At 40.1% G+C, this 25,910-nt stretch carries 31 protein-coding genes and 2 riboswitches; of the genes, 27 read left to right on the top strand and 4 right to left on the bottom strand.

All coding sequences use genetic code 11. The annotated features are described in order from the left end of the window. Positions 1–396: 396 nt before the first annotated feature. Entirely contained in the window at positions 397–1,476 is a 1,080-nt protein-coding gene (locus A3KS_RS0100010) for an NAD(P)H-dependent flavin oxidoreductase (protein ID WP_051355551.1), read from the bottom strand. 76 nt (positions 1,477–1,552) lie between these two features. Then, entirely contained in the window at positions 1,553–2,482 is a 930-nt protein-coding gene (locus A3KS_RS0100015) for a DMT family transporter (protein ID WP_026393130.1), read from the bottom strand. A gap of 131 nt (positions 2,483–2,613) precedes the next feature. On the opposite strand from A3KS_RS0100015, the gene A3KS_RS0100020 reads away from it, so the two are divergent. The 10 genes from A3KS_RS0100020 to A3KS_RS0100065 all read left to right on the top strand — a co-directional run bounded on the left by A3KS_RS0100020 (position 2,614) and on the right by A3KS_RS0100065 (position 11,167). After that, on the top strand, positions 2,614–3,321 hold the full coding sequence (locus tag A3KS_RS0100020; protein ID WP_026393131.1) for a histidine phosphatase family protein: 708 nt from the start codon (positions 2,614–2,616) through the stop codon (positions 3,319–3,321). Positions 3,322–3,347: 26 nt separating this feature from the next. Continuing rightward, positions 3,348–3,815, top strand: a complete 468-nt coding sequence (gene ybeY, locus A3KS_RS0100025; protein ID WP_026393132.1) for an rRNA maturation RNase YbeY — start codon at positions 3,348–3,350, stop codon at positions 3,813–3,815. Between the two features lie 59 nt (positions 3,816–3,874). Next, entirely contained in the window at positions 3,875–4,246 is a 372-nt protein-coding gene (locus A3KS_RS0100030) for a diacylglycerol kinase family protein (RefSeq protein ID WP_035354724.1), read from the top strand. A 20-nt stretch (positions 4,247–4,266) separates the two neighbouring features. Next, positions 4,267–5,163: a GTPase Era gene (gene era / locus A3KS_RS0100035; protein ID WP_026393134.1), complete on the top strand. Its 897-nt coding sequence runs from the start codon at positions 4,267–4,269 to the stop codon at positions 5,161–5,163. 20 nt (positions 5,164–5,183) lie between these two features. Next, a complete protein-coding gene (recO, locus tag A3KS_RS0100040) occupies positions 5,184–5,942 on the top strand; it encodes a DNA repair protein RecO (RefSeq protein ID WP_026393135.1) in 759 nt (252 codons plus the stop codon). Positions 5,943–5,979: 37 nt separating this feature from the next. Next, entirely contained in the window at positions 5,980–6,342 is a 363-nt protein-coding gene (locus tag A3KS_RS0100045; RefSeq protein WP_026393136.1) for a NifB/NifX family molybdenum-iron cluster-binding protein, read from the top strand. 37 nt (positions 6,343–6,379) lie between these two features. Beyond that, the gene (locus A3KS_RS0100050; protein ID WP_026393137.1) at positions 6,380–6,769 is read left to right on the top strand and encodes a VOC family protein; all 390 of its coding nucleotides are present in this window, start codon (positions 6,380–6,382) and stop codon (positions 6,767–6,769) included. A 246-nt stretch (positions 6,770–7,015) separates the two neighbouring features. After that, positions 7,016–7,258 (top strand): hypothetical protein, encoded by a 243-nt coding sequence (locus A3KS_RS23965; protein ID WP_026393138.1) that lies wholly within the window; start codon positions 7,016–7,018, stop codon positions 7,256–7,258. Between the two features lie 17 nt (positions 7,259–7,275). Beyond that, positions 7,276–8,187 carry an MFS transporter gene (locus A3KS_RS0100060; protein WP_026393139.1) on the top strand — a complete coding sequence of 304 codons (912 nt, stop codon included), beginning with the start codon at positions 7,276–7,278 and terminating at the stop codon, positions 8,185–8,187. A gap of 52 nt (positions 8,188–8,239) precedes the next feature. Further along, positions 8,240–11,167, top strand: a complete 2,928-nt coding sequence (locus A3KS_RS0100065; protein WP_026393140.1) for an EAL domain-containing protein — start codon at positions 8,240–8,242, stop codon at positions 11,165–11,167. Between the two features lie 130 nt (positions 11,168–11,297). On the opposite strand, the gene A3KS_RS0100070 is transcribed toward A3KS_RS0100065, so the two are convergent. After that, on the bottom strand, positions 11,298–11,855 hold the full coding sequence (locus A3KS_RS0100070) for a DUF3793 family protein (RefSeq protein WP_026393141.1): 558 nt from the start codon (positions 11,853–11,855) through the stop codon (positions 11,298–11,300). Positions 11,856–11,857: 2 nt separating this feature from the next. Continuing rightward, positions 11,858–12,190 (bottom strand): DUF2325 domain-containing protein, encoded by a 333-nt coding sequence (locus A3KS_RS0100075; RefSeq protein WP_026393142.1) that lies wholly within the window; start codon positions 12,188–12,190, stop codon positions 11,858–11,860. A 477-nt stretch (positions 12,191–12,667) separates the two neighbouring features. Beyond that, a riboswitch (cyclic di-GMP riboswitch) is annotated at positions 12,668–12,752 on the top strand. A gap of 78 nt (positions 12,753–12,830) precedes the next feature. After that, positions 12,831–12,915: riboswitch (cyclic di-GMP riboswitch) on the top strand. Positions 12,916–12,994: 79 nt separating this feature from the next. Between A3KS_RS0100075 and A3KS_RS0100080 the strand changes: the two genes are divergently transcribed. From A3KS_RS0100080 to A3KS_RS0100160, 17 genes are all read left to right on the top strand, one after another. Further along, on the top strand, positions 12,995–13,675 hold the full coding sequence (locus tag A3KS_RS0100080; protein ID WP_026393143.1) for a prepilin peptidase: 681 nt from the start codon (positions 12,995–12,997) through the stop codon (positions 13,673–13,675). A 63-nt stretch (positions 13,676–13,738) separates the two neighbouring features. Further along, positions 13,739–13,906 (top strand): Flp family type IVb pilin, encoded by a 168-nt coding sequence (locus A3KS_RS23015; protein ID WP_084504822.1) that lies wholly within the window; start codon positions 13,739–13,741, stop codon positions 13,904–13,906. 56 nt (positions 13,907–13,962) lie between these two features. Beyond that, entirely contained in the window at positions 13,963–14,130 is a 168-nt protein-coding gene (locus A3KS_RS23020; protein WP_084504823.1) for a Flp family type IVb pilin, read from the top strand. A gap of 72 nt (positions 14,131–14,202) precedes the next feature. Continuing rightward, a complete protein-coding gene (locus A3KS_RS23025; RefSeq protein WP_084504823.1) occupies positions 14,203–14,370 on the top strand; it encodes a Flp family type IVb pilin in 168 nt (55 codons plus the stop codon). 70 nt (positions 14,371–14,440) lie between these two features. Then, entirely contained in the window at positions 14,441–14,608 is a 168-nt protein-coding gene (locus tag A3KS_RS23030; protein ID WP_084504824.1) for a Flp family type IVb pilin, read from the top strand. 178 nt (positions 14,609–14,786) lie between these two features. Beyond that, a complete protein-coding gene (locus A3KS_RS0100105; RefSeq protein WP_026393144.1) occupies positions 14,787–15,197 on the top strand; it encodes a TadE/TadG family type IV pilus assembly protein in 411 nt (136 codons plus the stop codon). After that, complete coding sequence (locus A3KS_RS0100110; RefSeq protein ID WP_026393145.1) at positions 15,197–16,222, top strand: pilus assembly protein TadG-related protein; 1,026 nt, start codon at positions 15,197–15,199, stop codon at positions 16,220–16,222. The genes A3KS_RS0100105 and A3KS_RS0100110 overlap by 1 nt, the downstream gene beginning before the upstream one ends. Before the next feature lie 68 nt (positions 16,223–16,290). Further along, positions 16,291–16,959, top strand: a complete 669-nt coding sequence (gene cpaB / locus A3KS_RS0100115) for a Flp pilus assembly protein CpaB (RefSeq protein WP_026393146.1) — start codon at positions 16,291–16,293, stop codon at positions 16,957–16,959. A 57-nt stretch (positions 16,960–17,016) separates the two neighbouring features. Next, a complete protein-coding gene (locus tag A3KS_RS24105) occupies positions 17,017–18,168 on the top strand; it encodes a CpaE/TadZ family protein (RefSeq protein ID WP_026393147.1) in 1,152 nt (383 codons plus the stop codon). A gap of 26 nt (positions 18,169–18,194) precedes the next feature. Beyond that, on the top strand, positions 18,195–19,538 hold the full coding sequence (locus A3KS_RS0100125; protein WP_026393148.1) for a TadA family conjugal transfer-associated ATPase: 1,344 nt from the start codon (positions 18,195–18,197) through the stop codon (positions 19,536–19,538). Between the two features lie 22 nt (positions 19,539–19,560). Continuing rightward, positions 19,561–20,493: a type II secretion system F family protein gene (locus A3KS_RS19550; protein WP_051355552.1), complete on the top strand. Its 933-nt coding sequence runs from the start codon at positions 19,561–19,563 to the stop codon at positions 20,491–20,493. A 43-nt stretch (positions 20,494–20,536) separates the two neighbouring features. Beyond that, on the top strand, positions 20,537–21,451 hold the full coding sequence (locus A3KS_RS19555; protein WP_051355553.1) for a type II secretion system F family protein: 915 nt from the start codon (positions 20,537–20,539) through the stop codon (positions 21,449–21,451). A 12-nt stretch (positions 21,452–21,463) separates the two neighbouring features. Further along, positions 21,464–21,817, top strand: a complete 354-nt coding sequence (locus A3KS_RS19560) for a DUF192 domain-containing protein (RefSeq protein WP_051355554.1) — start codon at positions 21,464–21,466, stop codon at positions 21,815–21,817. 16 nt (positions 21,818–21,833) lie between these two features. After that, positions 21,834–22,754 (top strand): coiled-coil domain-containing protein, encoded by a 921-nt coding sequence (locus A3KS_RS0100145; RefSeq protein WP_026393149.1) that lies wholly within the window; start codon positions 21,834–21,836, stop codon positions 22,752–22,754. A 143-nt stretch (positions 22,755–22,897) separates the two neighbouring features. Further along, positions 22,898–23,767: a DegV family protein gene (locus tag A3KS_RS0100150; protein ID WP_026393150.1), complete on the top strand. Its 870-nt coding sequence runs from the start codon at positions 22,898–22,900 to the stop codon at positions 23,765–23,767. Positions 23,768–24,001: 234 nt separating this feature from the next. Next, on the top strand, positions 24,002–24,865 hold the full coding sequence (locus A3KS_RS0100155; RefSeq protein WP_026393151.1) for a universal stress protein: 864 nt from the start codon (positions 24,002–24,004) through the stop codon (positions 24,863–24,865). A gap of 151 nt (positions 24,866–25,016) precedes the next feature. Next, the gene (locus A3KS_RS0100160) at positions 25,017–25,841 is read left to right on the top strand and encodes a substrate-binding periplasmic protein (RefSeq protein ID WP_026393152.1); all 825 of its coding nucleotides are present in this window, start codon (positions 25,017–25,019) and stop codon (positions 25,839–25,841) included. Positions 25,842–25,910 lie beyond the last annotated feature (69 nt).

Raw genomic sequence — 25,910 nt, forward strand, 5'->3', positions numbered from 1 at the left:
AACAGCAATTCGAAAACTTGAGCAACTTTTATACCCTGTGCTTTACGGATCCCGGAATCTCTGAGTAATCCTGCCAGTTTCAATGCCTTAAAAGCTTTTAAAAATGCAATTTTTGTCTGTTCAGATGGGTTGTTTTGGTTTATCATAGTGGTATGCACCTTTCCTGTCTGATTTTTGTTAGTTTGCATTTTCATTATATCAGACGTTGGGTGCATTTTTCTGTCAACTTCTGTTTTTCAGAAGCTGCAGAGTGTGTTGTTGTAAAGTCTCAGCTGATTTTTAGAGCTGGGAAAGTTGAGTAACTAATTATAGCCTTAAAAAAATATTTGTCAAGAAAAGCTCAGCTATTAACGGTTTTCTTAGGGCTCATTAAGATTTGCCGGATCAATCAGCAGATCATGTACTTAAATATAATTCTTTGGTTAATTCATTCATTAAGGTTTCGACGGTTGTGATTTCATCGATCTTGTAGGCATTGGCTCCGGAAAAAACATAGCCATTTTCCAGATCACCTTCTTTTCCGGCAATCAGTGCCAGGCCGATACAATAGGGAGCGGTTTTGTACTCGCAGGATTTAATGCAATTAATGGGACAATTTTTGGGATGTCGCAGCCCGGCTTTAACTTCCTCCAGAAAACGGTTATGGATCGCCCGACCCGGCAAACCGGCAGGACTAACAATGATTTCGATATCGGTTTTTTGGGCATTGACGATGGCCTCTTTAAAGGCTTGGGAGGCATCACATTCTTCGGTGGCAACGAATCGGGAACCGATCTGCACCGCATCGGCACCAGCTGCCAGCGTTTCCCGGACATCGGCTGCTGTGGTAATCCCGCCGCCGGCGATTAAGGGAATATGTCGTCCGACCAGATCTTCATAGGGTTTGATTTCTTCCAGGACACCGGAAATCAGCGAGGGCAGCGTTTGTTCAGCCAGCCGTTCGGGGGTGAGATCCTCATTTTTAAAGCCTAAATGACCGCCAGCCAGGGGACCTTCCAGGACAATGGCATCCGGAGCGACTACGTAGTGACGCCACCAATGTTTTAAAATTAGTTTAGCCACCCGTTTAGAAGAAATAATCGGGGCGATCTTGGTTAAGGAATTACGGGTCAGTTCCGGAAGCGTTAAGGGCAGACCAGCGCCGGCAAAAATAATGTCGTAACCGGTTTGCACAGCATCCTTGACCAGTTGCTCATATTGGGTCAAAGCCACCATAATATTAAGCCCAATGGGACGATTGCCAGATATTTCTTTAGCACGTTTAAAGTGATCCGCCATGGCCTGTCGGTTGGCTTCTCGCGGATTTTTCTGGTAGTTCGGGTAATCAGAACCCATTTCTACAGCAGACAAGACCCCGAGGCCGCCAAATTTCGAGACGTTTCCGGCCAGGCGGGAAAGGGAAATGCCAATCCCCATGCCACCTTGGACGATGGGTTTGGAAAATTCCAGATTTCCAATATTAAATTGAGTTTTCAAAAAAAACCTCCTCTGCAATTATTCTTGCGATTGGAGGTTATCATAGCATATTGAGAATAAATCTGTAAAGAAAAAGCTAAATCTCGGTAATTTTTTCAGGATTTTCCGGTTTTGTTTTAAGAAATAACGGTTTAAGAAAAGACCACTTGGTTTCAGCAGTAAGGATCCCCATAAAAATGATCAGACAGCCCAAAAACATCAGGGAAGTAAAGTTATCACCAAGGATAAGAATTGATAATAGGCTTCCGAAAACGGCCTCCAGACTGAGGATAATGGCGGCATGGGTGGAATTGGTGTATCTTTGCGCTACCGTCTGTCCTAAAAATGCCAGGAAGGTGCAGAATATCCCCAGGTATAAGCCATTTAGGAGACCAGGCACCGGGATGGCCAGGGTAAATTCTCCGGAAATAAACACATAGGTCAGGGAGACCGCCGCCGCAAAGCCAAGTTGAATCACTGTCAGGGCAATGGGATCATGCTGTTTTGAGTAGATTCCCACCACCACAATGTGACAGGCATATAAAAAGGCACAAAGAACTGTCAAGGCATCCCCGGGATTAAAGGAAAAACCAACCGAAAAATCGATAGTCAGCAGGGCCAGTCCCAGCAACATAATAAAAGCAGCCACAAAATTATACTGATCCGGCCGCTGTTTTTTGACCGCCCAATAAATAAAGGGGACCATAATGACATTGGTGGCAGTTAAAAAGGCCTGCTTACCGGCCAGCATATATTGCAGGCCAATCATCTGGGCGGCAAAGGCGGTAAACAGAAAAAATCCGATCACACAACCGGCCTTAATGGTTTCTTTAGAGATGTTTGTTAAGCTTCTCCGGAAAATTAATCCGGATAACAGGGCGGCAACCGTAAATCTGACCGCCATCAGCATCATCGGCGACATCGAATCCAGGGCATTTTTTGAAGCAACAAAACCGCTGCCCCAGACAAAGGCCACTGCCACCAGTCCCAGATCAGCTAAAAGTGCTTGTTTTTTTGTTTTTTCCATGGTGACTTCCTTTCTAATGGTACTTTATTAATTATAACTAAAAAGATCAGGGTTGGCAAAAATATTTTGGTTTCCCTGATTAAAATGAGTTATAATAATAGAAAAGTTTAAAATCACATAAGGAAGAATATATGAAACTTGTACTGGTAAGACATGTCGAAACATATGGAAACGTGGAGCATCGCCTCAATGGCCACACCGAATCTGATTACACCCTGCGGGGCAAAGCGATGAAGGAAATACTCGTTAACGAATTGGTTGTTCTAAATGAAAAACTGTCGTTTAACAAAATTTATGCCAGCCCTACCACCCGAGCCTTTAAAATTGCCCAGGCCGTGGGGAATTCAACCGGAATGGAGATCCAGGTAGATCCGCGGCTACGGGAATTTAATTTTGGTATTTTCGAAGGTAAAACCCGGGACGAATGTATTGAAATTTTTGAGACAGAGTGGGATCACTGGATGGCCAACTATATTGATTATCCGGTCCCTGAAGGGCAGAGTCAGCGGGAGTATCATGACCTGTGCGCCGAATTTTTAACTGAATTGAATGATGACGAAACGGTTTTGATCGTTGCCCATGGTGGTACCATTCATGGGATGCTGACCAATATGCTGAATTTGCCCCTTGACTGTAAATGGCATTTTGACATCAAATTGGGGAGTATTACCATTATTGACTATAACCATGGCTTTGGGATGCTCTCGCACATGACAACCCCCCCCTATGATGAATTAATACCTTATGACACGCCTTTAACGGATGCTAAAAAATCGGCCATGCGAGCTGCTGCGCGAGTTGAAGCAAAAACTAAAGCTGCCAACAAAAAAAAGAAATAGAAAACCAGCACCAGAAAGGAAATAATATGCTCGTAGTCGCTTATGATAATCGCAGTGAAGTTGAAATAGCTGACTCCATCCTTGAAGAGCTCGAAGACGCCATGGTGCGGACCCTGCTCCACCAGGAAATTGAAGTGGAGTGTGAGGTGAGTTTTTCATTTGTCAGCGCCACTGAAATAAAAGATCTCAACAGGGCGTATCGGGATAAAGATACCGTTACTGATGTGCTGTCTTTTCCAATGTATGAGGCTTTTATCCTCAATCGGCAAACCATCATTAAAAATAATCCCTTTTTGCCCTTGCTGCTCGGGGATGTTGTCATCTGCATTGAGCAGGCCGAAACCCAGGCCCAAGAATACGGTAATACTCTGACCCGAGAGCTTTCTTATCTGTCGGTGCATAGTATCTTACATTTGTTGGGCTATGACCATATGGAAGACGATGAAAAATCCCGGATGCGACGGATCGAAAAAGAAATTATGGGAGACGACTAGAATTTCGTTAAACCTGAAAACAGACAACGACGCGATCCTAATCAGAACAGAATCAGGAGGTGGGAAAGATCAGACGAAAGTTAAAAAAGAGTTTTTCTTTTGCCATCGAAGGTATTTTATACACCCTTAAAACCCAGCCCAACATGCGGATTCACTTCGGCGTCGGGATCTTAGCTGTGGCTTTCGGTTTTGTTTTTAAAATCGAAAATTATGAATGGTTAGCCCTGGTGATTGTGATTGGCTTTGTTTTTATCCTGGAAATTATTAACACTGCCATCGAAACCCTGGTCGACCTTTATACTGAGGAATACCACCATCTGGCCAAGGTCGCCAAAGACACCGCTGCCGGCGCCGTTATGATAGCTGCGATCATGTCGGTTTGCGTGGGACTGATTATCTTTTTACCGAAAATTATCAATTGGTTTTTTTAACCAGAGAAAGAATGTGAATGATGAACGAAAACTTTAAATCCGGCTTTATCAGCATCGTCGGCCGCCCTAATGTGGGGAAATCGACTCTACTTAATAATATTATGGGGGAAAAACTGGTGATTACCTCAGCCAAACCTCAAACTACCCGCAATGCCATCCGCTGTATTTATACCGATGAGCAGGCGCAAATGGTCTTTATCGATACCCCGGGGATGCATCGCCCCAAAAACCGATTAGGCGACTACATGCAAAAAGCCGCTGAAAACACCGTGTCCGATGTCGATGTGGTCTTATATCTGGTCGAACCGGAAACAAAAATCGGACCGGGGGATCAGTATATTCTGGAAAAACTTAAGGCCAGCAAAACACCGGTTATTCTTGTCATCAATAAAATTGATCTGCTGCCCAAAGAAGATGTTTTAATTACCATTGCGGCCTATCAGAAATATGATTTTCTTAAAGCGATCATTCCTATTTCCGCCGTTCAAGGCGATGGGGTCAAAGAACTGCTGGACCTGATTACCGATCTGCTCAGTCCGGGACCGATGTTTTTCCCTGCCGATATGATCATTGATCAGTCGGAACGCTGGATCGTTTCGGAACTGATCCGGGAAAAACTCCTGAACCTTCTAAATGATGAGGTCCCCCATGGTATTGCCGTAGAAGTAACCGCCATGAAACCCCGTAAAGGGAAGGATATCATTGATATCGAGGCCACTATTTTCTGTGAGCGAAAAACCCACAAGGGCATTCTGATCGGCAAGGGCGGTTCGATGCTGACTAAGATTGGCACCCAGGCCCGGAAAGATATCGAGTTTTTCCTCAAATCCCAGATCAACCTGCAGCTCTGGGTGAAGGTTCGCTCCGATTGGCGGGATAAGAATTTTGATCTGAAAGATTTAGGCTATTTTGAATAAATCCTCTGGTTGGGAGAATTATGGCATTGATTAAAACAAAGGGCCTGGTCATCAAAGAACAGCCCTATAAGGAACAGGATAAAATTCTGACTATCTTTACCGAAGACGAAGGCAAGATTCAATGCATTGCCCGGGGCGTCCGCCGTCAGAAAAGCGGCCTGCTGGCCAGCACCCAGATCTTTGCCTACAGTGAATTTGTTTATTATCCCGGCAAAAACTTTGGCATCATCAATCAGTCCAATTTAATTGAGGCTTTTTATCCGTTGCGGAATGATTTGACCAAAATGGCATTGGCTTCGTATTTACTGGATCTGATGTATAATGCCTACGAATTTTTCCAGAAAAGCCCGGAAATTTTAAAACTACTGCTCCACGTATTATTTTATATGTCTGGCGGAAAAGCAAAAAACGACCTGATCTTAGTGGGTGCCTTTCAGATGAAACTGGTTAGTTATTTAGGCTATCGTCCGGGTCTGGAAAGATGTATGATTTGTCAGGATGATCAGGAGATTAGCCTCTTCAGCATTGAGAACAATGGCATTATCTGCAGCGGCTGTCGGGAACAAACCGAGGGATATCTCTATAAGCTGAACCCCGCGATGCTGGAATTGTTGCAGGATTTTCTAAGACAACCGATCAAACAGCTAAAAGATCGGGAAGTCAGCTCGGCCGAGGCAATAAAAATCAATGATCTGCTGGATCACTATATCGGCTATTGCATCGGAAAATCTTCCAAAGCCTACGCCTTTTACAAAACCATGCTGAATCCGCTGGGTTAACAGCAGGTTATAAACTTATCAAAAGATTGGAGACACTATGAAAATAGCAATGACAATGGATGGCACCGCGCTGGAGTCAGCGGTGTCTTCTGAATTTGATAGCAGCCCGTATTTATTGGTAGTCCGTCGTTCAGAAACCGCCATCGAGGCCATTGAAGAAATCGGGGACTTAACAGCTGAGCAGCTGGCTCAAAAAATAATCGATTTGAACTGTGAAGGCATCATTACCGGAAATTTTAAAAGTCAGCCGGCCTTTGATCTTTTGGCTGATGCCGGATTGACTCGTTTTCAGGGAGTGGGTCATTCCGGTCGGGAAGCGCTTGAATTGATGAAACAAAGAACCTTACCATTAATCAGAAATTTTGCAGGCACTGAAGGATGCTCAGACGACCACCACTAGAATTATTAAAGATTATATACACAAAAAGGAGATTAATATGGGAAATTACAAAATGGCACATACGATGATTCGGGTCCTGGATTTGGAACGGTCCCTGGCGTTTTACAAAGAAGCCTTGGGATTTGAGGAAGTGAAGCGACGGGACGAACCAACCTACGAATTTACCCTGGTATTTTTAGGTGATGGCAATCCCAACGGCCATCAATTGGAACTAACCTATAACTATGGCCAGGAGGTCCCTTATGATTTGGGAACGGCCTACGGTCATTTAGCAGTGCTTGTTGACGATCTTGAAGCATCCTGGGCTGACCATGAAGCTAAGGGGTATCAGCCTACCCAGCCAAAAGGGCTCAGCGGCGATGGCAAACCCCGTTATTATTTTATCACTGATCCTGATGGCTATAAAATTGAGATTATCCGAAATTAGAACAATCACATAAACGTTACGGTTGAAAGAGAGGAAGTTCCTCTCTTTTTTTGCAGGTGAAAATTATTCCGAGACAATTACGTTCGGACTTAACAAGACTTCGTGATTTAGAATGAGCCGATCCTGATCAAAAACTTGTTAGGGCTGACACTGTTGAAAATCGAATATTTTAGGTCCGCCGGGGTAAGAAGTTAATTGATACAATTAATCAAAAGTAGTCATTATTTTAGAAAAATGGAGTTACCATTGGAAAAAAAACAAATTAAACTGGCCATCTTATCAATCGCATCGCTTTTAATGATATCAATGACGGCATCTGCTATTTTAGCAGATATTGAGCTGCATTTTCCTGATCTGGAGGCATCTGTCATTCAAATGGTTTTAACCCTGCCAGCGTTATTGGGGTTGATTTTTGCTTTTGCAGCCGGTCCCTTATCGATGAGGATTTCCAAAAAAGTCTTGTCATTTTCAGCCTTGCCAGCGGTTTAGCCGGTGGGCTGATCGCCTTGATTCTGGGACCACTGGCTATCGGTTTTTTATTCCTTTCGAGCGTTTTAATTGGTGTTGCTCAAGGGATTAACGCAACAATGACGATGGCCTTAATCACCGATTATTTTACCGGCGATGAAAGCGGTGCAATGATGGGACTCCAGTCGGCTTTCCTAAATGGCGGTAGCATGATCCTTCTTTTCACCTCAGGCCTGCTGGCAAATGGCAAATGGAATCATGCCTATCTGGTTTACCTGGCTTTCATACCGGTTCTTTTAATTGTAATTAAAAACCTTCCTCACGATCGCCCGATCCGTCCTAATCGTCAGAATACTCCAGCTGATTCTGGAAAACTCAATGTCAGGGTCTATTTCATTGCCTTTTTCATCTTTTTGTTTGGCAGTTTCTTTTTCGTTTTCCAGACGAATATTGCCCTCCTGGTTGTCAGTAAGGGCTACGGTGATGCCACGCTCAGTGGCATGATCAATACCGCGGTAGCCGCTGCCGGTATGATTACCGGTCTGCAATATGGAAATTTGAAACGGCGATTAAAAACGATGACGATCCCCATTGGAATTGGAGCTGTGGGATTAGGAATGGGAGTAATATACATCCAGGGATCGCTGCCAAGTATTTTTGTGGCGGCTATTTTGGTTGGGTTTGGAATCGGCATTGTGATGCCGACCGGTATTTTTTTAGCTGCCAACGTTGTTCAAAAAGAAATGCAATCAACGGCCATCGCACTTGTTACAGCAGCCGTTAATTTAGGTATGTTTATTTCGCCCTTGCTTTTTAACACGGTAGCTTTCCAGACTGATGGGGAAAACCTCAGTATTAAGTTTATTATATCGTTTATTTGTTTATTGCTGTTGGCGGTATTATTTGTGATCTGTAATCAGATCATTCTAAAAAATTTCAATAGCAAATGAAAGCTCACAAACCTGGTCTTTAGTAAAGTTTTAAAACACGAGGAGAACGACCATGAAGATAAAAAAAAGTCACAAGATATTTCTGGTAATTTGGGGAATCATTGTCACGACGTTGATTTTTATGCTCGATTTTCCATTGGTCAGCCAGGCACTTAATGAAAATAGGCGGGTCTTGTTTATCAGCTCATATAGTGAGAGTTTTCCAACAGTACCGCAGCAAATAAAAGGGATCCAATCTGCCCTTGATAAAAACGTTTCTTTAGAAATAGAATATATGGATACAAAACGACTGGACACACCAGAGAACAAACAACTATTTTACAAAAATCTGGCCTATAAACTAACCAATTTACCACCTTATGATGCTGTGTTGGTGGGAGACGATAATGCCCTGCAATTCATGATGGACTATCACACTGAGCTATTCCCCGGAATACCAGTTGTATTCTTTGGAATCAATGACTTGGAACGGGGAAGGAAAGCGGCTGAGAATCCTTATTTTACCGGGATGATTGAGAAGTTTTCTATGGTAGAAACGATTGAGATCGCAAAAAAGTTTAATCCCCAAGCCACAAAAGTGGTGGGGATTGTCGATTCAACCCTTACTGGGCAAGGCGATCAGGGTCAATTTCTGGCAACACAAAGCGCATTTTCAGATCTGGAATTCAAGGTCCTAAATGTTTCGGATTATTCTTTTGAGGAATTTGGTCAAACCCTGGAAAGTCTTGACAACGATGTGATTCTTTTATTTCTCAGCATGAATCAAGATGATACCGGCATTTTTATGAGTTTAAACGACCAGTATCGATTCCTCAAAGAGCATACTGCAGTGCCAGTTTATCGTACCAGTATTGGAGGTATTGGCGAGGGTATCTTCGGGGGAAAGTTAATCGATTATGAAGCTTTTGGAAGAACGTCCGGGAATTTAGTGATGGAGATTTTAAACGGTAAGTCGGTGGAGACAATGAGTCTCATCGAAGAAACTCCCTACTATTATATTTTTGATTACGACCTTGTTAAGAAATTTAATATTCCAGTCAGTTTAATTCCCCAGAATGCCGTCTTGATTAATAAAGAAGTCTCACCTTTCGAAAAATATCGGGAAATCTTTATTGGTATCGGTGTGATCATGATTTTTCTCTTGATTGTATCAGTAATTCTTATCGTCGATAATATAAAGCGTCGGGCGATTCAAAGGGAACTCAGGGCGAGTTACGAAAAGCTTAAAACGACCAATGAGGATCTGGCTAAAACAGAAGACAAATTAAGAGATCAGTATGAAGTGATTGAAAAAAGTTTAATGGAAGTTGGGATATTAAACCAGAAATATGCCATTGCTACGGAAATAACGAATAGTGCAGTCTGGGAACTGGATTTAGAGACAAAAGATGTTCAGCTTGCTGAAAATTTTTCATTGATTGCCAATCGACTCATCAATAAAAAAGAAAATATCGACGATTTATTAAATCTGTTGACGGATACTGAACATAAAAACCAATTGAAGTCTGAAATAAACGCATATCTGGAAGGCCGCAAACAGGAAATAAACATTCAGATTCCTATTGAAGATGAGCATCATGAGATAAAATGGATCTTAATCAGGGGCAGAGGCCTATCCCGAGGAGACGGAAACATTAATCGAATTTATGGAATCCTGATGGATACAACAAAAATGAAGGAGCAGGAAGACTACATAGAATATTTGGCTACCCACGACTATTTGACGATGCTTCCAAATCGGATGAGCTTTTTAGAAAAGCTTGCTTCAGTAATGGCGGCAGATAAACCCGGTGCTGTTTTATTGTTTGACATTGACAATTTTAAAGGGATTAACGATACCCAGGGACATGTGTATGGCGATGAGATCCTTAAAAAAATAGCGGGTCGGTTAAGCAGAATATCCAATGAAAAGATGTTTGTTTCGCGTTTAGGTGGGGATGAATTCTTAATCCTAATCGAAAATGTAAGTAGTAGGCAAGAAATAGCAGAAATTGCGCAATTAATCAAAACCGCCTTTGACGAATCCTTCATCCTCGATGGTAAAGCTAATTTTATTAATATCAGTATGGGCATTACCTGTTTTCCAGATGATAGCAACGATATCAATCAAATCATTATGAATGCTGATACAGCCATGTACCATGTCAAACACAGTGGCAAAAATAATTATATTTTCTATCAGAATAAAATGAAAGATGTTATGAATACGAAAATTGAAATTGAAGCGATCTTAAGAGAGGCATTAAAAACAGATGGCTTCAAACTGCTTTACCAGCCTCAGGTCGATTTGTGTTCGGCTGAAATTTATGGGTTTGAAGCATTGCTGCGATTGAAAGATCATAATATCCGACCAGATCAATTTATCCCGGTAGCTGAGGATACCGGTTTGATAATTAACATTGGCCGTTGGGTAGCTAAGACAGCTATTGAACAATTTGCCAGATGGCGAGAAAAAGGCCTCGGGGAAAAAACAATCGCCATTAATTATTCCAGCAAACAATTAAGAGATAAAGACTTCATTATTTATCTGACGCAATTGACAAAAGCAAATAAGGTCAAACCCGAACTTATCGAAATAGAAATAACTGAGAGTATTTTACTTGAGAATAACAATGAAACTATGACTTTTCTGGCAGAACTAAAAGAAGTTGGTTTTAAAATAGCTTTGGATGATTTTGGAACCGGGTATTCCTCTTTAAATTATTTGACCTACATTCCAGTCGATAAAGTCAAATTGGATAAATCCATCAATGACAAATTTCTCAATCTTAAAAACAATCGTGTCATGGACAGCCTGATTTTATTGGCACATAGTCTGAACTTGAAAATAACAGCAGAAGGAATTGAAGAGTGGGAACAGTATTTGCAATTAAAACGCGCTGGTTGCGACTATATTCAGGGTTATCTTTTCAGCAAGCCGTTAGAATCGACAGAAGCAGAGGAAATATTCAATCACATTTTTGCGATGGCCGAGGATTAAATAAAACGTTGCAAAGATTAAATCAGGAAAATTCTCTTGGGGGTCATCCGAATATGTATGCAAAAATCGGATGACCTTAAAAATTGACTTGCAATGCACTGTTCACTAAAGAGACTAAATGTCTTCAAAATTAAGCTGCAACTGTTAGTCTGAGAATAGAAGATCCATCGAGCAAACGTTGATAATATGTTTCAGTGCATTTTTTATACTTGTTGAACAGTTTGATTTTTTCATTCTTATCACAATATACTTTCCAGTATCCACAATGTTTACAGTTTTTTCCTTCGTGGCTGATAAAACCCTGAACATCTTCCAGAGGGTAACTCAGGAATAAGCCAACCTCATGAGGAAAGTTACTTGAATTTTCAATACGTTTTGACAAAAAATCCAAGCATGACTCTAGTCGTTTAGTTGGGTAACCTATTTCGGTTAAAAAACTCTCTGCCCTTGGACATGAAAGGTCCCTAAGTAAGCGGTTTTTTCGGTAAACATAAATAAGAACCCGACTGGCATTTGTCTTTAGTATTTTAAAATAAACCCCGCGAGAATTCAGTGAATTATTCCAATCATTAATTTGATCGACTAGTTGATGATAGTCAGAAAAAGGATAGCTGAATAAATTACCAGTTTTGATTCCAGCCAATGTTGGAGAACAATGCCGGATTATTTCTTTTTCAAAAGCATTCATAATTATGCTTTCTGAGTGGCTGGTTTCAGGGTACATCGATCACAATTTTTACATTGAGAACAATGCTCTTCAAGAATATTTCTTAGTGCAGCCAGACTGCTTGTATGTGATCGGGCTAGAGGTAATTTCAGCCTTTTCGCCTCAAATGTTGCGCAATTTACCATTTTGTGAGAAACGGTACCTGTGAATAATACAATTAAATCTGGAACGCCAATTTTCTTTTTCATCGCTCCCTGCATTTGTGTGAAAACCTTCGCCTGGCAATCATACTCTTTACATAGATCTTTATATTGATAAATCATCCGATCATTTCCACCAATGATTACAATACTCATAAATAGCCTCCATTAATTATTATTGTTAGCTTTTGCTAACATAATCAAATTTAGCACAATATGCTTTGTATGTCAATAATTTAATCTTTTATTAAGGATTTTTTTCAGTGCAACTTGAAGACCATATAATAGTGAAATTATATTTATATAATATAATAAAATGCATACGTGCATTTTAGGGATAATCTATTTGATATTTAGATCTCTAAAGGAAAGTAGACAAGAAACGGCTACAATATTAGATTATTATAATACAATGGATAATTGATAATAAAATAACAAATATATACAACATAAGTAATTAATAAGCGATTGAAAAACAGGAAACATCGACGCTTAAAATGAATTCAAGGTTTTGAAGATTATAAAGTACAAAATTAAAATCGAACAAGATATTACTGATAAAATTGATAAAAAAGAAAATATCACAAATATATCACTTGACATTAGTAAAATAATACCTTATCATGATGCCAATAGAATATTTAGCAAACTTATCGAAAGGTAAGGACGCAAAGCTTTAGGGTCTAAGTAATTTTTTATATGACAGCCAGTTGCAAAAAATCATCATCACAAGATGATATTAGTGCAACGTGTCAGAGCGTTGTTTTTTATTCTATATCATTCTCCGGTTGGATAATTTAATATTCGGCAAACTTACCGAAAGGTGAGGACGCAAAGCTATAGGGTCTAAATAATTTTTTATATGACAGCCAGTTGCAGATTTTAGGTGTATTTAATTCGCCTTTAGTGCAACGCGTAAACGTTGCTTTTTTATTACCAAAAATTGATGGAGGTGTGCCAATGAATCAATTTACAACAACAGTACTGATTATGATAATTGGAGCAGTCGTTGGAGTGTTGATGGAGAAATCAGCTGTGTACTTGATCAAGCAGAGAGTTAAGACCCTGACGCACCATCAGTTTTCAGGAAGCCTTGCTAAAACCATGTTTTGGGCCGTAATGAATGCAACCATTTGGCTGATCTTTATAAAAATCAACGGGCTTGAATCAAAAACTTTGGAATGTATGATGCTCTTTTCTATTTGTCTCATCCTTTCAGCGGTAGACATCAGCATAAAGAAAATCCCCAATGAGTTGGTATTGATGACGATCTTCGTTGGCGGGGCATTCATAATTACAGGTCAACCCATTACAAGTATTGGTATGAATGTTTTTGGTTTATTGATTGGTTTTGTTATTTTTTTCTTACCGGCAATGATAGGAAAGGGCGCTGGTTGGGGAGACGTGAAATATGCAGCAGCAGTTGGTTTTTGTTTAGGAGCATATGGCATTATATCAGCAATTATGATCATGACCTTCTTTCTGATGATCTATGCATGTTATTTGATTATCAGAGGAAAAGGCAATTTAAAATCAAAAGTTGCGTTGGGACCGTTTATGGCATCAGGTTTTGTATCAGTTTTAGTTTTAAATCTTATAAATGCAAACTATCATCTATTCGAATTAGGTATGTTATTTTAAAGATTAAAAATATATGTTAACGATTACGAAATTAAATTAACAATGTAAAAGGAGAAGAAAGAGATGAAAAACGTATTTACACGAATGATGAGAGAAGAAGATGGACAGGGTATGGTTGAATATGGATTAATTATCGCTGGGATTGCCTTGGCAGCTATTGCCGCCATCTGGTTGTTAGGTCCGCAAATTGGTCAGATGTTCACAGACATTGGTACTCAGTTAGCAGCATAGCAGCACTGATTAGTTAGACTAATAAACGATATTTAATAATATAAGGAGAAAATGAGATGAAAAACGTATTTACACGGATGATCAGAGAAGAAGATGGACAGGGCATGGTTGAATATGGATTAATTATCGCCGGGATTGCTTTAGCAGCCATTGCTGCCATCTGGTTACTGGGACCACAAATTGGCCAATTCTTTACCGATATCGGAACTCAGTTAGCGGCATAAAACGCAAAGAATATTTACAGATAACATTCAAATCAAAAAATAAATTTCAAAAAAATAAAGGAGAAGAAAGAAATGAAAAACGTATTTACACGAATGATCAGAGAAGAAGATGGACAGGGTATGGTTGAGTATGGATTAATTATTGCCGGAATTGCTTTAGCAGCCATTGCTGCCATCTGGTTACTGGGACCACAAATTGGTCAATTCTTTACCGATATCGGAACCCAATTAGCAGCATAAAAATCCAAGCAATTTACTAATAACACTTAAAGCAACCGAATTAATTATAAAAATAAAGGAGAAGAAAGAAATGAAAAACGTATTTACACGAATGATGAGAGAAGAAGATGGACAGGGTATGGTTGAATATGGATTAATTATTGCCGGGATTGCCTTAGCAGCCATTGCTGCCATCTGGTTACTGGGACCACAAATTGGTCAATTCTTTACCGATATCGGAACCCAATTAGCAGCATAAAGTCTATAGGTAGTTATTGTGTTTACTGTGAAGAAACCAGTGGCATATTGGCAACGTCAGAGTAGAAATTTCTGCCAGACGTAATCAATATGCCTTTTTTAATGGACTGAGCGACGGATACCGAGAGCTTTTATAAGGACAAAATAAGATCTTCAAATGGAACGATCGGGGAGGAAAGATGTTTGCAAACATAATCAAAAGAATAAAAAAAGAAGACGGACAAGCTATTGTTGAGCTTGCATTAACCCTGCCAATTTTGATTATGATTTTGTGTGGAATCATCGATTTTGGTTGGTTGTTCATGAACCAGAATAGTATTGATTATGCCTCCAGAGAAGGCGCACGGTATGCAATCGTTCATTCAACCAGCAAAACAGCAATTGAGGATCATATCCGGGCTATAGCGCCGGAAAATATTTCCGATACGGTAGATATCGATATTACTTTTACAAACGCCTCTAATCCTCGTCTGGGTGATGTAATTATTGTAATCAGTGATGATGTCGATATACTAACACCGATTGTGGATGTTTTTGTTCAGGGTGAAACCATGAATCTTTCTTCATCCTGTACCATGAAGGTGGAATAATGAAAAAGCTGATTAAGTTATTAAAAAAACTACCTATTATATATATAAGACGCGAGGAACATGGTGATGCATTAATTATTGTAGCTGTCTCAATGGTCTTTATAATGGGTATTTTAGCATTGGTCATCGATCTGGGACTGGCTTATTTAAGCACCGGTGAGCAGCAAAAAGCTGCAGATTCAGCCGTGTATTCTGCAGGGCGGTTGCTACCCATTGAAACAGGCAATACGGCAAAGGTCAATCAAATTAAAAATAGTGCGATTAATTATGCTAGCCTGAATGGATTTGAAGATTTAACGCAAGATGATATTATTTTAGGTAAAATCAGCAATGGCCAATACACTGAAATCCGGGTAATTGTCGATAAATCCGTACCCATGAATTTTGCAAAAATTTTTGGGATTGATTATCTCGATTTATCAAGAAGCGCTGTTGCAAAACTTTCGCCAGTTATCCGAACCAGCGGGGTTGCCCCGATTGGCTTAACTAAAGATGAAATGGATGCCCGAATTGCCAGCAACAACCTGACCCATGTCACCTTAAAATATGGGGTACAAGGTGGTTCAACGTCATTCTTTGGGGCCCTGGATCTCGATGGACAGGGCGGTGGAGCTAGCGATTATCGGATTTGGATTACTCAGGGTTATGCCGGCGAAATCAGCGTGGGCGATGTGCTTCTGGAAGAAAGCGGAAATATGGTGGGTCCTACTTATCAGGGTTTTGAAGAACGTTATGCCGCCTGTACCCATTTTGGCGCCCTTAGCGGTGGTGATGGTTGTACCACTGAAAATTTTGAATCGTCCTGCCCGAGAATTGTCAAAGTACCCATCTATTCCTTTGGCGTCGATAAAAAAACAGTGGTGGTAGAAGGCTTTGCTGCATTTCTACTGGAGAACCAGACAAATGATGGATACATCACGGGTTCATTTTTAAATATGGTATCAAATGGAGCATCATCAGGAAGCAATGTTGGCGAAGGTACAGAAGGGGATTTTGGATTATATAATTTGATCCTGTCAGAATAATTAATAATTGATTGAATTCTGGGTAGATATCAAGCATAAACCCATTAATCAGTCGAATGGAGAAATTTATGAAAAAACTCATAATAATCGCATTGATTGTATCATTGATTACCGGATTTGCCATCTTTCAGTTTGCATCATCATTGGAAAAAGGTAAAAATCTAGAAACACAACCGGTTGTATTAGCGGCCCAGGCAATTCCCAAGGGTACGGTTATTGAAAAAGAAATGCTTAAAATGGCAGATATTCCTATTGAAATGGTACACCCGTTGTCAATTGCCAATCAGGATGATGTTCTAGGCCGGATTACGAAAGAAAACATTGAAGCCGATGAACAGATTCTGACAAGTCGATTAAGTGATACCAATCAGGAAAACAATAATTTATCTTATGCCATTGAACCGAATTATCGGGGGGTAACCATCCTTGTTGATGAAGACAGAGGTGTGGGAGGGTTTTTAACAAAGGGTGACCGGGTCGATCTTGTCGCGCAAGTATTGGATAATGGCGTGATCAGTTCTCGGTATGTCGTTGAAGACATTGAAATTTTAGAAATTGGGCCCAAAAGTAGTGGAGACAAAGGTGGAGAATATACCTCGGTGACACTATTAGTTCCTGCTTCACAGGTTGAAAAAGTACATGCGGCAGTTTTGACTGGCATGGAGATGAAATATCGCCTGGTACTCCGTTCACCTGTGGATCACGCCATTTTAGCTACGACACCCAATCCGACTTAGGCTTTCTGATAAACAATAAAGTTCTGCAATCGATAAAAAACGAAATGGGGTGAACCGATGGAAAAGATAAAAGTAATGATCGTCGGAAACAATGACAATCGGATCTATGAAATTAAGAGCTTACTGCGGAATGACAAGGTTGCATTTATCGGATTTTCAAAACATGATGAAAATGTTTTGGATAAGTCGATCAGTTTAAAACCCCATGTGATGATTATCCAATGCGAGGATGAGTACATAGCCGCTATCGATTTGGCTGAAAAGATCTATATTAAGATACCTGGTTGCGCAGTGATCCTTTTATGTGACAGTTTTGATGTAAGCATGATTGAAAAAGTTATGTTGGCCGGGGTGCGAAAAGTTTTGCAGTTCCCGATTGATGCGGAAACATTGACAGAAAATATCGAATTAGCCCATTATATGGAAAAATCCCGGATGGAAAATTCTGATATGGCCGGATCAAATAATATGCAATCCCGAATCGTCACGGTATTTGGCGCAAAAGGCGGGATTGGGAAGACGACCATCACGGTAAATTTAGCCGTGTCACTGGCAAAAATGGGAAAAAAAGTGGCTGTTATCGATGCTGATCTTCAGTTTGGAGATGTCAATGTCTATTTCGACATTGATCCCAAGGATACCATCTCTGAACTATCCCAGGGTAATGACGCTGGCGACATTGATGCCATCAAAAGAATGATGGCTTTGCACTTTTCGGGAGTCAGTATTGTTTGTGCTCCCAAAAGTCCGGAATATGCCGAATATGTTTCGCCCAAAAACATCGAAACGATGATCACTACCATGCGACCTTTTTATGATTATATAATAATCGATACGGCTCCAGTATTTAATGATATTACCATGGCGGCTATCGAAAATTCTAACCTGGTCCTGTTAATTTCAGTTCAAGATATTTCAACTTTGCGTAATACAAAAATAACCCTTAATATTCTCGAGTCCCTGCAGCAGAAAGAGAAAACTGAATTAGTCATTAACCGTTTAACAAAGGGACTTGTCAGTCTAAAAGACATGCAACGGGTTTTAAATGAAGCAGTTAAAAACACGATTACTTTTGACTTTAAGACGGCGACAACCGCTCACAATAAGGGTATTCCCATTGTGTTGGACGCGCCAAAATCGGAAATCGGTAAGGATCTAAAAAAGCTTGCCAATTATGTAGTGAATACAATCGACCATCGGGTCAGTTGAATAGAATCAATAGGTGAGGTATAAAAATGGGACTTCTGGAAAGAATGGAACAACAGCGGCTGGGACAAAAAGACAGTGCCCAGGAGGAAGGGAAAAAAGAAGTTTTTCATGTTGACATCCACCAGGATCTGAAGAACAGAGTCCATCAGGAAGTTATTAATGAAATTAACAGTAACAAGGTTGAAAAGGTCGGCAAAGAAAATACCATTGAAATATTAAGAATATTAGAAAATGTCATGACTGTTGAAGCCGAAAATATCAACCGGTTGGACCGCAGTCGTATTACGGAAGAATTACTCAATGAGATTATCGGTTATGGACCACTTGAAGTTCTTTTGAATGATCCGGATATTTCCGAAATCATGGTAAATGGATATAATCGGGTGTATATTGAAAAAAATGGCAAGATTCAATTATCACCGGTTGTTTTTAAAGATAACCAGCACGTAATGAATGTTATCGATCGGATCGTCTCGTCGGTAGGGCGGCATATTGATGAATCAAGTCCGATGGTGGATGCCCGTCTCCAGGACGGATCCCGGGTGAATGTTGTGATACCGCCACTTTCCCTGGTAGGACCAGTCATTACAATTCGAAAATTCTCAAAAAAACCGATTACGACAGATCAGTTACTGGGTTATGGTTCCATCTCCAAAAAAATGTTGTCTTTTTTGGAAGCCTGCGTCAAAGGTAAACTGAATATCATTGTTTCGGGGGGGACCGGTAGTGGCAAAACGACCATGCTCAACGTTCTTTCCAGTTTTATTCCTGATAACGAGCGGATCATCACCATTGAAGACTCGGCCGAACTGCGGTTACTGCAGGATCATGTCATTACTTTGGAAAGTCGTCCATCCAACCTGGAAGGAAGAGGTAAGGTATCGATTCGGGAACTGGTTGTCAATGCACTCCGAATGCGGCCGGACCGAATCATTGTCGGCGAAGTCCGATCGGCTGAAACCATCGATATGCTTCAGGCTATGAATACCGGCCATGATGGTTCCCTGACCACGATTCATGCGAATACCCCACGAGATTCGCTGTCGCGGATTGAGACCATGGTTTTAATGTCAGGCATGGATTTACCCTTGCGGGCAATCCGGGATCAGACGACTTCTGCTATTGACATCATCATCCAGCAATCCCGGCTCCGGGATGGAACCAGAAAGGTGGTTAATATTACCGAGGTCACTGGACTGGAGGGAGATGTTATCGTTATGCAGGATATTTTCAGCTATGAAATGACGGGACAATTGGATACCGATGGAAAATTCAAGGGGCGGTTTAAAAGTATGGGCATAAAACCCCGGTGTTTAGAAAAAATTGCCCACAATGGGATTATGATCAACGATGATTGGTTTATTGAATAAATAACGTAAATGGGGTAATACAATGAACGCGATAATGGTCACCTTGCTAATGATGATCTCGGTTTTCTTTTTGGTGTTGCTGTTGCTGTATGCTATTTCTGCCGATCAGCGGCAAATGCAAAAACGATTTGACGCAATGACAAATCTGAGAAGTTCGGATTTGGCAACATTGAAAAAGGTCAAAAGCAATCGCGACAAATCCAAGCATAAGGTTCTAAAAAAACTGGAGAATGACTTGTCGATGTCCGGAATTCTGATCAGGCCATCAGAATTTCTGCTTTTCTGGTTTGTCTTGGCCATTGTTCCCTCAACCCTGTTGTTTATGCTGGGTAGCAATATTATCTTTTCAATTATCTTATTGATTTTTGGATTATTAACCCCGCCATTATATGTGAATAAAAAAAGAGCGAAACGGGTTGAATTGTTTGAACAACAGCTGATTGACGCCATCAGCATTATGAGCAGCTGTTTAAAGGCGGGACTCACCTTTCAACAGGCGTTGGTCAGTATTTCAGCGGAAATGCCAAATCCGATTTCAGAAGAATTTGGACGGGTTGTCAAAGAATTAAAATTAGGAAGCTCGATTGAGACCTCCTTAACCCGATTGTCAGAAAAAATAGGTAGCCAAAACTTTATGATGATTGTTTCAGCGATTCTGATTCAGCGTCAAACCGGGGGCAATCTCTCCGAAATTTTGACAAATATTTCAGGAACCATCAAGGAACGCTTTAAAATAAAAAACGAAATAAAAGTACTGACCGCCACTGCCAGAACCTCAGGACTTGTGGTTGGTTTAATGCCCGTGGCAATAATTCTGGTATTTATGCTTTTTAATCCCGATTATGTGACGATTTTCTTTGAATCTAATCTAGGCATTGCGATGATTGTCATTGCCATTGTTATGGAAGTGATTGGATACCTGGTGATTCGAAGAATTGTCAATATAAAATTCTAATTGTGGTGACTATTTTATTCAGTTTGAAACGAGGTGGAGTTCAATGATGTTTTTAGCAATAAGTGTTTCAGCTCTGCTTTTTGTCCTGCTCCTAATTATTTTTTATAATAAGGCAAGAGTCGCTGATACTAAAAAGAAAAGACTTGATTCGATTAAAAAAAGAAATAAAAGCGATCTGGGAGATGAGTTTGAAAAACCGTTTTTTCAAAGGGTTATTCTACCGATCTATCAATCATTAATCAAGAAAATTTCCTCCCTGTTCCCCAAGAATAGTGGCGTGCAAAATAAAAAAACCGAAACCAATCTGAGGCTTGCCGGGTTGCAGCTTGCTGTCAATGAATATAATGCCATTCGGATTGTAGTTTTTGGTGGCTTTTTCATGGGGGCGTTCGTGATGACTTTATTTACACGCTGGAACATTTTAAATGAATTATTATTCATGTTTGTTAGTATGTTATTGGGGGTTGTTTTCCCGGTAATCTTTTTAAAACTTAAGATTAATAAGCGCCAGGGTGCCATTTCAAATGAATTGCCGGATATTATGGATATTTTATGTGTTACCATGGAAGCGGGGTTGGGTTTTGATTCAGCCCTAATTAAAATCGGCGAGCGCTTAAGTGGGGTATTGGTGGCGGAGCTGAATATTGTCCATTCGGAAATCAACTTTGGAAAACCAAGAAAAGATGCGCTAAAGAGTTTGGCTGATCGTAATTCGGTCGAAGAATTAAAAACCTTCGTTGGCTCAATTATTCAGGCTGAACAATTGGGGATCCCCATCAATCATGTGCTCAAAGCGCAGTCGGAAGAATTGCGGATAAAAAGAAGGCAACGGGCCGAAGAAAAAGCAATGAAAGCACCGGTAAAAATGATGATTCCGCTGGTTTTTTTCGTACTCCCGGTGTTATTTATCGTTCTTTTGGGACCGACGATTTTACAGCTTGTTAAACAGTTTGGTTAAGGGGTATAATAAATGAAGAATTGTATCATCCTAAAAAATGACATCGTATTATTCAGTGAGGTAAAAGTAGCTGATCGTTTTGGAACCCGACTGGTTGGTTTATTGAGAACCGCTGGATTGGCTGAGAATCAGGGGCTGCTGCTGAAAAAATGTAACCAGGTCCATACCTTTGGGATGAAATTTTTTATCGATGCGATATTTTTATCAAAAGACGGGGATATATTGTACATAGAACATGAAATGGGACCAGGAAAAGTTAGTCCACATATCAAAAGAGCATACTGGGTATTGGAGCTAAAGTCCGGTTCCGGTCGACAATATCATTTGGAAATCAATCAACGTCTTGTTGTCAGGCAGAACAATTAGAAAGGTATGAGTAATTATGGCAAAAAAATCTGAACAGTTAACCTTAGATGAACTCAGGGATAAGTCTGTCAAGTCAAAAACAAAACTATCTTTTGGAAAAGAAATGGGCGGATACAATAAAAAACAAGTAACGGATTATATCGACAATTTAACTGAGAATTTACGCAGTGCCGAGGAATCCTTTAATAACCGGCTTGAAGAATATGCAGCCATGATAACAATGTTAAAACAGGAGCGGGATCAATATGGGGAAATGTATAATTTGTGTAAAAGTTCAAAAATTGAAATGTCAAATCAAATTGACGAACTGAAAAATGAAAATGAAGAGCTGAGTCAATTAATCAAGGAACTGAGCATCAATCAAAATCCACTGCATTCCGAATCTGTCCATACGGATCCCAGAGAAGATAGTGTTGAATCACAAAAAAAACTCGAGGAATATCTGGGCTTTGAACAGGAAAGCAAGGAAATGAAAGCTCAACTGGATCTGCTTAAGTCAATGGTGCGAGAATTGAACAGTGAACTTGAAACCTATGCCAAAGAAAATATAACCGGGTATGATTCAGGGAACACTTTTGTTGAAAAAAAGCCAGAAGCGAACGACATCTTAAAAAGTCAATACGACGATATCCTTAAAGAAAGAAGTGCGCTATTGGCAGAAAAAAATCGCCTCAACGATGAGAACCATAAACTAACGGGTGAGGTATCGATCTTAAACGAGCAATTAAAAACCATCAATGCAAGATGTAATGAAAGGATTCAGGCGCTACTAACTGATTATGAGACAAATGCCCAGGAGTTCATTAAGAATCATCAGGAAAGAATGGTTCAGCTCGCCGAAAATATGAATAGTTCATTGAATCTGATCAAAACAGAGGAAGACAGGCTGGCGGATTTAAAGATGAAAATGTTCTTAAGTGAGCATAATCAGGAGTGATAAAACCAAAAATGGGAATTCGGCGAATGTGCCGCGATCCCAAATAAAATTAGCCAATTTAAGAATATAAATACTGCTTCTGCTTGATTTGTCAATGATTCTGTATTAGTATGGTATCAACGCTAAAAAAAGGAGTGGAAGTAATGAGCTATGAAATTGTAACGGACTCTTCTGCTAATTTGCCAGATGAATTAATTAATCAATATAACCTGCACATATTATCACTTTTATATCGCATCGGTGAAGAAGAATATGAGAGTTATATCAAGGGACAGCAAACGGATTTAACTGATTTTTATAAACGGATGCGAAATAAAGAAGCTATCACCACCTCTTGTATGAGTTCAGGAACCTGTCGTGATTTGTTTGAGAGTATTCTCAGTCAGGGGAAAGACCTTCTCTATATTGGCTTTTCATCTGCGCTCAGTGCAACTTATCAAACCGGTATTCAGGTGCTGGAGGAAATGAAAGCTGAGTATCCTAATGCTAAAATTATGTCGGTAGATACCCTGGGGGCATCACTTGGTGAAGGTCTTCTGGTAACCCACGCGGCTAAACTTCGAGAAGAGGGGCGGTCCATTGAATCAGTTTATGATTGGTTGATCAAGAATCGATTGCATCTTTGTCACTGGTTTACGGTTGACGATTTATTTTTTTTGATGCGCGGGGGCAGAGTCTCAGCGTCAAGTGCGATCATGGGGACGGTATTTAGCATTAAGCCGGTCATGCATATGGATGATTCCGGTCGTCTGATTCCGGTATCTAAGGTACGGGGGCGAAAAAATTCGCTCCGTGTTCTTTTGGAACAAATGGAACAAACAGCCGTTGATCCCAAAAACCAGACCATTTACATTTCTCATGGTGATTGTTTGGAAGATGCTCTTTATCTGGCTGATAAAATAAAACAGAAATTCGGTACTACGGATATTCTCGTTCATCTGATTGAACCAGTCATAGGTGCTCATTGTGGCCCGGGAACAGTGGCATTGTTCTTTATTGGCACCGAAAGATAAGATTATTTACCAGTTAAAATAAACGCCTGATGATTTCGTCAGGTTTTTTTATTTTTTAATTTAATAAGCTTTGATTAATTTGACTTAGCGCTTAACAAAGGTGGAAGTCGAAGTAGAATACATAACTCTAGTTTAAACAGATTGCGATAACAGCGTTTAATCAACTTCAAAAAGGTTATAAATAAAACAAAGCCATTTATGTGGCAGATTATTCTATACTCATGGAGGATTGAGATGTTTGATAAAATAATTGTTGTTTCTGAGGTTTCAAATGCATCTTCTGAGATGGTGAAATGCGTCAAGAGTCTGAGGTCTCTGGGTGCCGAGGAATGTTTGCTTATCCAATGTTTTAATCCCCAGGATATTGATGCCGGAGTTTCGTCTTATTTAACGTCTGTATTTAATGAGAATTTAAAAAATCAGTCCGCGATGTTGGCTGAGCAGGGGTTTAAAGTCAAAACGCAAATCATTTCTGGTAATATCAAAAATGAAATTAATCGGATTGCCCAGGAGGATCAATACTCATTAATTGTTGTCGGTGCTGAAAACCATTCGATTGTCGGGTCTTTGTTCTTAGGCGGGATTGCTTATGATATTTTATATGGTTCCACAAAGCCAATTTTACTAATCAAAGATACGAATCAGGATCAATCGATCGATGATACAAAGGATTTGATGCGGCATATATTGTTTCCTACAGATTTTTCTGAGAATGCTGATATCGCATTTGAAAAAGTTAAGGAGATGGTGAAAAATGGCGTGAAGAAGGTGACGATTTTTCATATTCAGGATGAATCCAAAATTAATCCCTACCTCTTGCATCGATTGGTAGAGTTTAATGAAGTTGACAATGGCCGGCTTCAAAAACTTAAGGACGAATTGATATCACTAAATGAGGTCGAAGTTGAAATCCAGATACGTTACGGAGCCCCAACCGCAGAGATCATTAAACTCGTTGATAAAGAAAAAATTCCTTTGATTGTGATGGGAACCCAGGGGCGCGGTTTTATCAAAGAGATTTTTTTAGGTAGTGTCAGCCATAATATTGTCCGTCATGCTTCGGCATCCGTTCTGTTGATACCGGGAAACCGCGAATGATAAAAAGAAAATATCACGAAAACTAATAAACAGTTGGAATCCGCTGATAAATGGAATTCCAGCTGTTTATTCTATTCAGGCAAATAAAACTTGAATTTTTATGCATTGCAAAATATAATGAAAGACAAAGTTTATATTACAGGAGGAAGAAATGAAAAGAAAAAGTTATCTACTGATTACAATTGTATTGGGAATGGCCTTGTTTTTAACAGGGTGCGGCAGTAAAACTGCAAACAGCGAAGATCCTCTGGCTGATGGTGTCTTAACCGCCGGAACTAATGATATGTATCTGCCGCTGGAATTCCGGGATGAAAACAATGAGCTTGTCGGTTTTGATATTGATCTGGGGCAGGCTCTGGCAGATGAACTCGGTGTCGAAATCAAATGGGTACCGACTGCTTGGGACGGTATCTTTAATGGGCTTAATGCCAACCAGTATGACATTGTCTTATCTGGAACAAGCATTACTGAAGAACGGTTAACTGGATTTAATATGACGGATCCATATCTTGCCAATGGGATCGTAATCGTGTCTCGTAAAGATGCAACTCCAGCTAAAACACCAAAGGATCTGGCTGGAAAAACGGTTGGTGTACAAATTGAAACCACCGCAGATTATGCGGCAGAAGCTTTGAAAACTCAGGAAAATGTAGAGTACACCGTGAATAAATATGATGCGATGTTGGACGCCTTTGCTGCTCTGGAAGGAAAACAGATCGATAATATCATGACCGACATCAGTGTTGCTCAGTTTTATACAACTTTAAAACCAGACGTCTATGCTGTTTCTTCAGACGTATTATCAAACGAACCAATCGGTATCACCGTTCGAAAAGCTGATACGGCCTTCAACGAACAATTAAATACAGCCTTGGACGCTTTGCGCGAAAATGGAAAATTAACAGAATTGTCAATGAAGTGGTTTGGCCAGGATGTTACCCAGAACATTGATACGAATTTAAAAGTCATTGAATAGTCAGAATAATTAAACTTCCCGACCCGGTGCTGAGATTTCATTCTCGGTCGGGTCTTTTTTTATAGTGAA

It is taken from the genome of Acetobacterium malicum subsp. dehalogenans DSM 11527 (assembly GCF_000472665.1).
Classification (GTDB): domain Bacteria; phylum Bacillota; class Clostridia; order Eubacteriales; family Eubacteriaceae; genus Acetobacterium; species Acetobacterium malicum.

Bases quoted from the DNA above. Each gene is read 5' to 3' on its own strand.
- A3KS_RS0100015 (WP_026393130.1), bottom strand. From the start codon at position 2,482: ATGGAAAAAACAAAAAAACAAGCACTTTTAGCTGATCTGGGACTGGTG.
- A3KS_RS0100020 (WP_026393131.1), top strand. From the start codon at position 2,614: ATGAAACTTGTACTGGTAAGACATGTCGAAACATATGGAAACGTGGAG.
- ybeY (WP_026393132.1), top strand. From the start codon at position 3,348: ATGCTCGTAGTCGCTTATGATAATCGCAGTGAAGTTGAAATAGCTGAC.
- era (WP_026393134.1), top strand. From the start codon at position 4,267: ATGAACGAAAACTTTAAATCCGGCTTTATCAGCATCGTCGGCCGCCCT.
- recO (WP_026393135.1), top strand. From the start codon at position 5,184: ATGGCATTGATTAAAACAAAGGGCCTGGTCATCAAAGAACAGCCCTAT.
- A3KS_RS0100045 (WP_026393136.1), top strand. From the start codon at position 5,980: ATGAAAATAGCAATGACAATGGATGGCACCGCGCTGGAGTCAGCGGTG.
- A3KS_RS0100050 (WP_026393137.1), top strand. From the start codon at position 6,380: ATGGGAAATTACAAAATGGCACATACGATGATTCGGGTCCTGGATTTG.
- A3KS_RS0100065 (WP_026393140.1), top strand. From the start codon at position 8,240: ATGAAGATAAAAAAAAGTCACAAGATATTTCTGGTAATTTGGGGAATC.
- A3KS_RS0100070 (WP_026393141.1), bottom strand. From the start codon at position 11,855: ATGAATGCTTTTGAAAAAGAAATAATCCGGCATTGTTCTCCAACATTG.
- A3KS_RS0100075 (WP_026393142.1), bottom strand. From the start codon at position 12,190: ATGAGTATTGTAATCATTGGTGGAAATGATCGGATGATTTATCAATAT.
- A3KS_RS0100080 (WP_026393143.1), top strand. From the start codon at position 12,995: ATGAATCAATTTACAACAACAGTACTGATTATGATAATTGGAGCAGTC.
- A3KS_RS23015 (WP_084504822.1), top strand. From the start codon at position 13,739: ATGAAAAACGTATTTACACGAATGATGAGAGAAGAAGATGGACAGGGT.
- A3KS_RS23020 (WP_084504823.1), top strand. From the start codon at position 13,963: ATGAAAAACGTATTTACACGGATGATCAGAGAAGAAGATGGACAGGGC.
- A3KS_RS23025 (WP_084504823.1), top strand. From the start codon at position 14,203: ATGAAAAACGTATTTACACGAATGATCAGAGAAGAAGATGGACAGGGT.
- A3KS_RS23030 (WP_084504824.1), top strand. From the start codon at position 14,441: ATGAAAAACGTATTTACACGAATGATGAGAGAAGAAGATGGACAGGGT.
- A3KS_RS0100105 (WP_026393144.1), top strand. From the start codon at position 14,787: ATGTTTGCAAACATAATCAAAAGAATAAAAAAAGAAGACGGACAAGCT.
- A3KS_RS0100110 (WP_026393145.1), top strand. From the start codon at position 15,197: ATGAAAAAGCTGATTAAGTTATTAAAAAAACTACCTATTATATATATA.
- cpaB (WP_026393146.1), top strand. From the start codon at position 16,291: ATGAAAAAACTCATAATAATCGCATTGATTGTATCATTGATTACCGGA.
- A3KS_RS24105 (WP_026393147.1), top strand. From the start codon at position 17,017: ATGGAAAAGATAAAAGTAATGATCGTCGGAAACAATGACAATCGGATC.
- A3KS_RS0100125 (WP_026393148.1), top strand. From the start codon at position 18,195: ATGGGACTTCTGGAAAGAATGGAACAACAGCGGCTGGGACAAAAAGAC.
- A3KS_RS19550 (WP_051355552.1), top strand. From the start codon at position 19,561: ATGAACGCGATAATGGTCACCTTGCTAATGATGATCTCGGTTTTCTTT.
- A3KS_RS19555 (WP_051355553.1), top strand. From the start codon at position 20,537: ATGATGTTTTTAGCAATAAGTGTTTCAGCTCTGCTTTTTGTCCTGCTC.
- A3KS_RS19560 (WP_051355554.1), top strand. From the start codon at position 21,464: ATGAAGAATTGTATCATCCTAAAAAATGACATCGTATTATTCAGTGAG.
- A3KS_RS0100145 (WP_026393149.1), top strand. From the start codon at position 21,834: ATGGCAAAAAAATCTGAACAGTTAACCTTAGATGAACTCAGGGATAAG.
- A3KS_RS0100150 (WP_026393150.1), top strand. From the start codon at position 22,898: ATGAGCTATGAAATTGTAACGGACTCTTCTGCTAATTTGCCAGATGAA.
- A3KS_RS0100155 (WP_026393151.1), top strand. From the start codon at position 24,002: ATGTTTGATAAAATAATTGTTGTTTCTGAGGTTTCAAATGCATCTTCT.
- A3KS_RS0100160 (WP_026393152.1), top strand. From the start codon at position 25,017: ATGAAAAGAAAAAGTTATCTACTGATTACAATTGTATTGGGAATGGCC.